The organism is Tetragenococcus muriaticus DSM 15685, from assembly GCF_000423785.1.
GTDB lineage: Bacteria > Bacillota > Bacilli > Lactobacillales > Enterococcaceae > Tetragenococcus > Tetragenococcus muriaticus.
Genome location: NZ_KE384092.1, coordinates 17,414 through 23,760 on the forward strand (window position 1 = coordinate 17,414; position 6,347 = coordinate 23,760).

Sequence of the window (6,347 nt, forward strand, 5' to 3'; positions counted from 1 at the left end):
ATAAAGAAAACAAGATCCTTTAATCAATAACGAGAAATTGGATAAAATAACTGAAATTCATTGTTCAATAATAAGTTAAAAAACCAAATCAACTTATTTATGAACTTTCCCTTAATTTTCCTTTTTTACAGAATAAAGTAACTCCTATTAAATAAAAAAACGACGCCAACTTTTGTCAGCGTCGCGTTTTTCTATTATTCTTGATGAGCAAATTGGCTATTATATAAATTCGCATAAAAGCCATTTTTAGCAAGTAATGTTTCATGATCCCCTTGTTCAATAATGGATCCGTGGTCCATAACTAAAATCAAATCAGCATCACGGATCGTTGACAAGCGATGGGCAATGACAAAACTTGTTCGACCTTTCATGACTTGATCCATCGCTTTTTGAATGAGCGCTTCAAGCCGAGTATCTACAGAACTTGTCGCTTCGTCTAATATCAAAATAGCAGGATCAGAAATCACAGCTCTTGCGATCGTCAATAATTGTTTTTGTCCTAAAGAGATATTATCTCCTTCAGAAGCAATCTCCATATTATAGCCTTCTGGTATAGTGCGAATAAAATGATCAACATTCGCTGTTTTAGCGGCGTCGACGACTTCATAATCGGTGGCATCTAATTTACCAAAACGGATATTATCTGCAATCGTACCGCCATACAGCCAAGCATCTTGCAATACCATACCAAACAATGAACGAACATCGCTTCGGTTCATTTGTTTCGTATCAATGCCGTCAATTTTGATCGCACCTTCATCCACATCATAAAATCGCATCAATAAATTAATAATCGTTGTTTTTCCAGCGCCTGTAGGTCCAACAATAGCCACCGTCTCCCCTGCGTTGACGCTAAGGTTTAAGTCTTCAATCAATGGTTCATTTGCTTTATAAGAAAAGCTAACATGATCAAATTCTACATCACCGCGAATATGTTCTGGCAAAGGCACTTCGTCTTCACTGGCTTCTTCTTCCTCTTCATCCAAGACTTCAAAAACACGTCGTGAAGAAGCAGAAGCACTTTGTAGCATGGCGGATAGTTGCGTAATATTCCCCATTGGTTGACTGACTTGCCAAATATATTGAATAAAGGCTTGTAATTGACCAACAACAATGGCGCCGCTTAGGACAAACAAACTGCCGACAACGGCAATAACAATATAAGTTAAATAAGCTGTCGATTGAACTAACGGCATCATTAGGCCAGAAATAAATTGAGCTCTAAAACCATTATTTTTTACTGAACGGTTAACTTCTTTAAAGTTTTCTGCCGTTGCCTTTTCTTGTCCAAATAGTTTAGTAACATTAAAACCTGTCATGTGTTCTTGAACAAAACCATTCATTTCACCTAAGGCATTTTGCATACCATTAAAGTATTTTTGGGACCTTGAAATAATAAAACGAGAAATAAAGTAAGAAGCTGGAATCATAATTATAGCAGCTAATGCCATATAAACATTAATATAAAACATCATTGAGACTGATAGAACAATGCTCAAAAAGGCATTAACTAATTGAACTAACGACTGTTGTAAAGCTCCGCTGACGACGTCGACATCATTTGTTACCCGAGAAAACACATTCCCTTGTTGTCGAGTATCAAAATAAGAAACGGGCAAACGATTGATTTTGTGAGAAATATCTTCCCGCAAGTCTTTCATTGCCGATTGAACAACGCCAGTCATTAACAAACCAGCAGCCAATCGAGACCCACCATAGCCAACACCGATAACGATAATCGCGATGACGGTTTGTTTAATGTAATCAAAATTGATCGGGTCTCCATTTGAAAGGTTTCGACTAATTTCTGTTGTCGGAAGACCAGTCACATAAGGCAAGGCTGTATTAAAACCAACCGTTGCTATTACCAAAAACATAACCAAAATAAATTTAAATTTATATGGTTTCAAATAATAACCTAGTCGTCTTAAAGAAGAAAAAGTATTCATTTTCCTAACTCCTCCTTCGTTAATTGAGACGAAGCAATATCGTAATAAACCGAGCTTGTTTCTAATAACTCTTCATGGGTTCCTTTTCCAACAATATTTCCTTCGTTCAATACAATAATTTCATCCGCATCCATAATCGTGCTAACACGTTGAGCAACGATCAATACCGTAGCATCGGTTGTTTCTTCATTAATTCTTTCGCGCACTTTTGCGTCTGTCGCAAAGTCTAAAGCAGAAAAACTATCGTCAAAAATGTAGATAGACGGTCTTCTTACTACTGCTCTAGCAATGGCTAGACGTTGTTTTTGACCACCAGAAAAGTTTGCGCCGCCTTCAGAAATATGCGTATCTAGTCCATCAGGCAGTTCAGCCACGAAATCACTAGCTTGTGCGATATCCAAAGCTTCTTCTAATTCGGCATCTGTCGCATCTTCTTTTCCGTAGCGCAAGTTTTCTCTAATTGTCCCTGAAAATAGGACAGCTGATTGTGGGATATATCCAATTTTTGCTCGCAAAGCGTCTATATCATAATCACGAACATCAACGCCATCAACTAAGACTTCTCCTTCACTAACATCGTAAAGGCGAGGGATTAATTGAATTAATGTAGATTTCCCACTACCAGTACTACCAATAAAGGCGACTGTTTGACCAGGTTTTGTTGAAAAATCAGCGTCCCGAATCACAGGAGATTCGGCATGTCCTGGATAAGCAAATGTCACCTCATCAAATGCAAGATAACCACTTGTTTCTGTTTGTGTAACCCCATTTTCTTTGGACTTAATGATTGGCTCTGTATCCATTGCTTCTTTAATCCGGTTTGCGGATACGGCCGCTCTTGGATACATCATAAATATGGTAGAAAACATCATAAATGAAAACAAAGCGTGGAAAATATATTCAATAAAAGCAATCAAATTTCCTACTTCTAAAGTACCTTGGTCAATTTGGATACTTCCTTGCCAAATAATATAAGCCATAACAATGTTAAAAAGGAAGAAGAAACCGGGTTGAGCAGAAGACATCAAGCGAAATAGATTTTTAGAACTTTTTTCATAAGCTTTGTTAACTTTATCAAAACGTTCTTCTTCAAAATCTTCATTTACAAATGCCCGAATCACACGCAAGCCTGATAAATTTTCACGTAAAATATTATTAATGCGGTCAAGGTTTCCTTGTTGCTTTCTTGATAGCGGGTTGGAAAATCCCGCAATTGCTACAACACCAATCAATAAGAAAGGTAATACCATTAACACATAAGAAGCTAAACTTCCGCTGGTTCGCAGCACCATAACCAGACTTGCAATAAACATCATAGGCGTCATAAAGCCAGTCCGCAAAAAGTTTTGCATAAATAACATGACCTGATAAGCATCATTAGTTACACGAGTAATTAATGAAGAAACGCCTAACTGTTCATATTCATTGTGAGAATAATCTTGTATTTTCTCAAAAAGGTCTTGGCGAATGGAGGCCGCGACATTCGTAGTTATTCGTGTCATAAAATATCCTAACGAGATATTCATTAACACACCGACTATAACTACAGCTAACATAGTTAAGCCTATTTTTTTAATATAAGCATCATCATTATTGACTACACCCACGTCGATCATTTGACTTAATAGCGTAGGTAACCCTAGTTCAATAATAATAAACCCGAAAACACAAATGAAATTAAAGAATAATAACCCTTTGTTTTTCAAGGTATAATGCACCATTAATTTCAAAATTATTCCCTCCTCTACTTGTACAATTACTTTAAAGATAGCACACAGCAATGAAAAAAGTAAAGAAATAGGACACCCTTTTACCAAGTTTTTTCAATGCTTTTTCATTGTAACAAATGCTTCATTTTCATGTAATTTTCTTGTTTTTACTAGCGCATTTCTATACTTATTTTTATTTGTGTGATAAACTATCCATGGACAATTGGTTATAACTTAAAAGAAGAATTAAGTTACCAAATACGGATTGGAACAGCAATTGCTTATTCAATTAAATAAAAAAGTCAAATAAATATCAAAAGATAATAAAGGAGAAAAAATACATGATTTACAAAGTTTTTTATCAAGAAACAAAAGAACGTAACCCTAAAAGAGAACAAACGCATTCTTTGTACATTGATGCTGACAATGAAGTGGCCGCTCGCCAAGCTGTCGAAGAAAATACCCCATATAATATCGAATACCTACAAGAATTAACTGGAAATCACTTAGAATATGAAAAAGAACATACAGATTTCCATTTAACGGAGTTTTAAAATGAAACTCTCGCTAAAAAACAACGAAACAGGAGTTTTCGCTGTTGGCGGACTTGGAGAAATTGGGAAAAACTGCTATGGGGTTCAATTCCAAGATGAAATTGTCTTAATTGACGCAGGAATTAAATTTCCAGAAGATGAATTGCTTGGCATTGACTATGTAATTCCCGATTACAGCTACATTGTACAAAATATCCAAAAGGTCAAAGCTTTGGTTGTGACTCACGGTCACGAAGACCATATAGGTGGGATTCCTTATTTATTAAAACAAGTAAATATTCCTATCTATGCAGGGCCATTAGCTTTGGCTTTAATTACGAATAAATTAGAAGAACATGGTTTACTACGCGATGCTGAACTTCATGAAATCAATGAAGACACTGTTATTCGTTTTCGTAAAACCTCCGTCAGCTTCTTCCGAACAACACATAGTATTCCTGATGCTTTAGGAATTGTTGTTAAGACGCCGTCGGGAAATATCGTTGAAACTGGTGACTTTAAATTTGACTTTACACCAGTTGGCGAACCAGCAAATTTGCATAAAATGGCTAAAGTTGGTGAAGAAGGCGTACTTTGTTTACTTTCAGACAGTACAAATGCCGAAATTCCTACTTTTACCAAATCTGAAAAAACCATTGGCTCTTCGATAATCAAAATTTTTGAAAAAGTAGAAGGCCGAATCATTTTTGCTAGCTTTGCTTCCAATATTTTTCGTTTACAACAAGCCGCAGAAGCTGCGGTAGCTTATGGACGAAAAATTGCCGTTTTTGGTCGCAGTATGGAAAATGCAATAACCAATGGACAGCGTCTTGGTTATATCAATGTACCAGAAGGAACCTTTGTCGATGCTCGTGAATTAAACTCTTTACCAGCAGACAAAGTGATGATTTTATGTACAGGTTCCCAAGGTGAACCTATGGCTGCTTTAAGCCGTATTGCCAACGGAACACATCGACAAATCCAAATCCAACCGGATGACACAGTCATCTTTTCTAGCTCTCCTATTCCAGGAAATACGACAAGTGTCAATCACTTGATTAACCAATTGCTAGAATCTGGAGCTGAAGTTATTCATGGAAAACTGAATAATATTCACACTTCCGGACACGGTGGCCAAGAAGAACAAAAATTGATGTTACGCTTAATGAAGCCAAAATATTTTATGCCTATACATGGTGAATTTCGTATGTTGAAAATTCACAGCCAGTTAGCAGAAAATACAGGTATTCCTAAAGATCATTGTTTCTTAATGGAAAATGGAGACATGTTGGCTTTAACTGAGGACTCCGCTCGACCTTGCGGACACTTCGATGCTGATGATGTTTATATCGATGGCAGCGGGATTGGTGACATTGGAAATATTGTTTTGAAGGATCGCCGGGTGCTTTCTGAAGAAGGATTAGTTATAGCTGTTGCCACTATCGATAAAAATAAAAAGGAAATTTTAGCAGGTCCTGATATCCTCTCGCGTGGATTTGTTTATATGCGTGAGTCAGGCGAGTTGATTAAAAGAGGTCAAAATATCCTTTACAAGGCACTACGTAATGCGCTGAATCAATCAGATACTAGTGAATATAAACTAAGAGAAGCAATGAGCCAAGCGCTACAGCCATTCCTTGTCGAGCAAACACAACGCCACCCTATGATTTTGTCTATGATCATGACACCAGACGATTAAAAAAGAAACTTAAGACATAAGTCTTTTGAAGAATAAATATCTGAACTATAGAGAAAGGGGTAATAAACAACAATGAACCGATCTCAGTGAATATAGTTCGGATATTTTTGGCTCTTTGTCAACTGGTGTTGGTAAAGAAAACTCGATAAATAAAGGAAGCAGTTAGGCGCTATGGTCTAGCTGCTTTTTTTAGTTTGTATAGGTAAGGGTCCGGGTTGGAAATACTTTCCTCGGTATAAAAAGATCCGTTGCCGAAAGTTCTCAAAGCTATGGAAACCATAAGCGACTCGTTTTAGGACTTTAATAGGATTATTTAAACCTTCTAAAGGACCATTAGAGTAAGGCACCGTTAAAGCCAGCCGGATCTCTTGTCGATACTTGCGAAAGGTCTTGACTACGGGCTGAAACGGGTCAGGAAGCTGAGACAAATCGGTTTTTAATAATTGATCCAAACGTT

5 protein-coding genes are annotated in these 6,347 nt (G+C 36.9%); 2 read left to right on the top strand and 3 right to left on the bottom strand.

Annotated elements, in window-relative coordinates:
- Window positions 1-194: 194 nt before the first annotated feature.
- Together G577_RS0110740 and G577_RS0110745 are read right to left on the bottom strand one after the other, a co-directional pair.
- Window positions 195-1,949, bottom strand: a complete 1,755-nt coding sequence (locus tag G577_RS0110740) for an ABC transporter ATP-binding protein (protein WP_028791160.1) — start codon at window positions 1,947-1,949, stop codon at window positions 195-197.
- Window positions 1,946-3,679: an ABC transporter ATP-binding protein gene (locus G577_RS0110745; RefSeq protein ID WP_028791161.1), complete on the bottom strand. Its 1,734-nt coding sequence runs from the start codon at window positions 3,677-3,679 to the stop codon at window positions 1,946-1,948. The genes G577_RS0110740 and G577_RS0110745 overlap by 4 nt, the downstream gene beginning before the upstream one ends.
- 320 nt (window positions 3,680-3,999) lie before the next feature.
- Here G577_RS0110745 and G577_RS0110750 point away from each other — a divergent pair, with 320 nt between their 5' ends.
- A complete protein-coding gene (locus G577_RS0110750) occupies window positions 4,000-4,212 on the top strand; it encodes a DNA-directed RNA polymerase subunit epsilon (protein ID WP_028791162.1) in 213 nt (70 codons plus the stop codon).
- A gap of 1 nt (window position 4,213) precedes the next feature.
- Window positions 4,214-5,890, top strand: coding sequence for a ribonuclease J1 (gene rnjA / locus G577_RS0110755; protein WP_028791163.1), 1,677 nt, complete (start codon window positions 4,214-4,216; stop codon window positions 5,888-5,890).
- 176 nt (window positions 5,891-6,066) lie between these two features.
- On the opposite strand, the gene G577_RS0110760 is transcribed toward rnjA, so the two are convergent.
- A partial coding sequence (locus G577_RS0110760; protein ID WP_028790507.1) for a transposase occupies window positions 6,067-6,347 on the bottom strand: 281 nt, incomplete at its 5' end.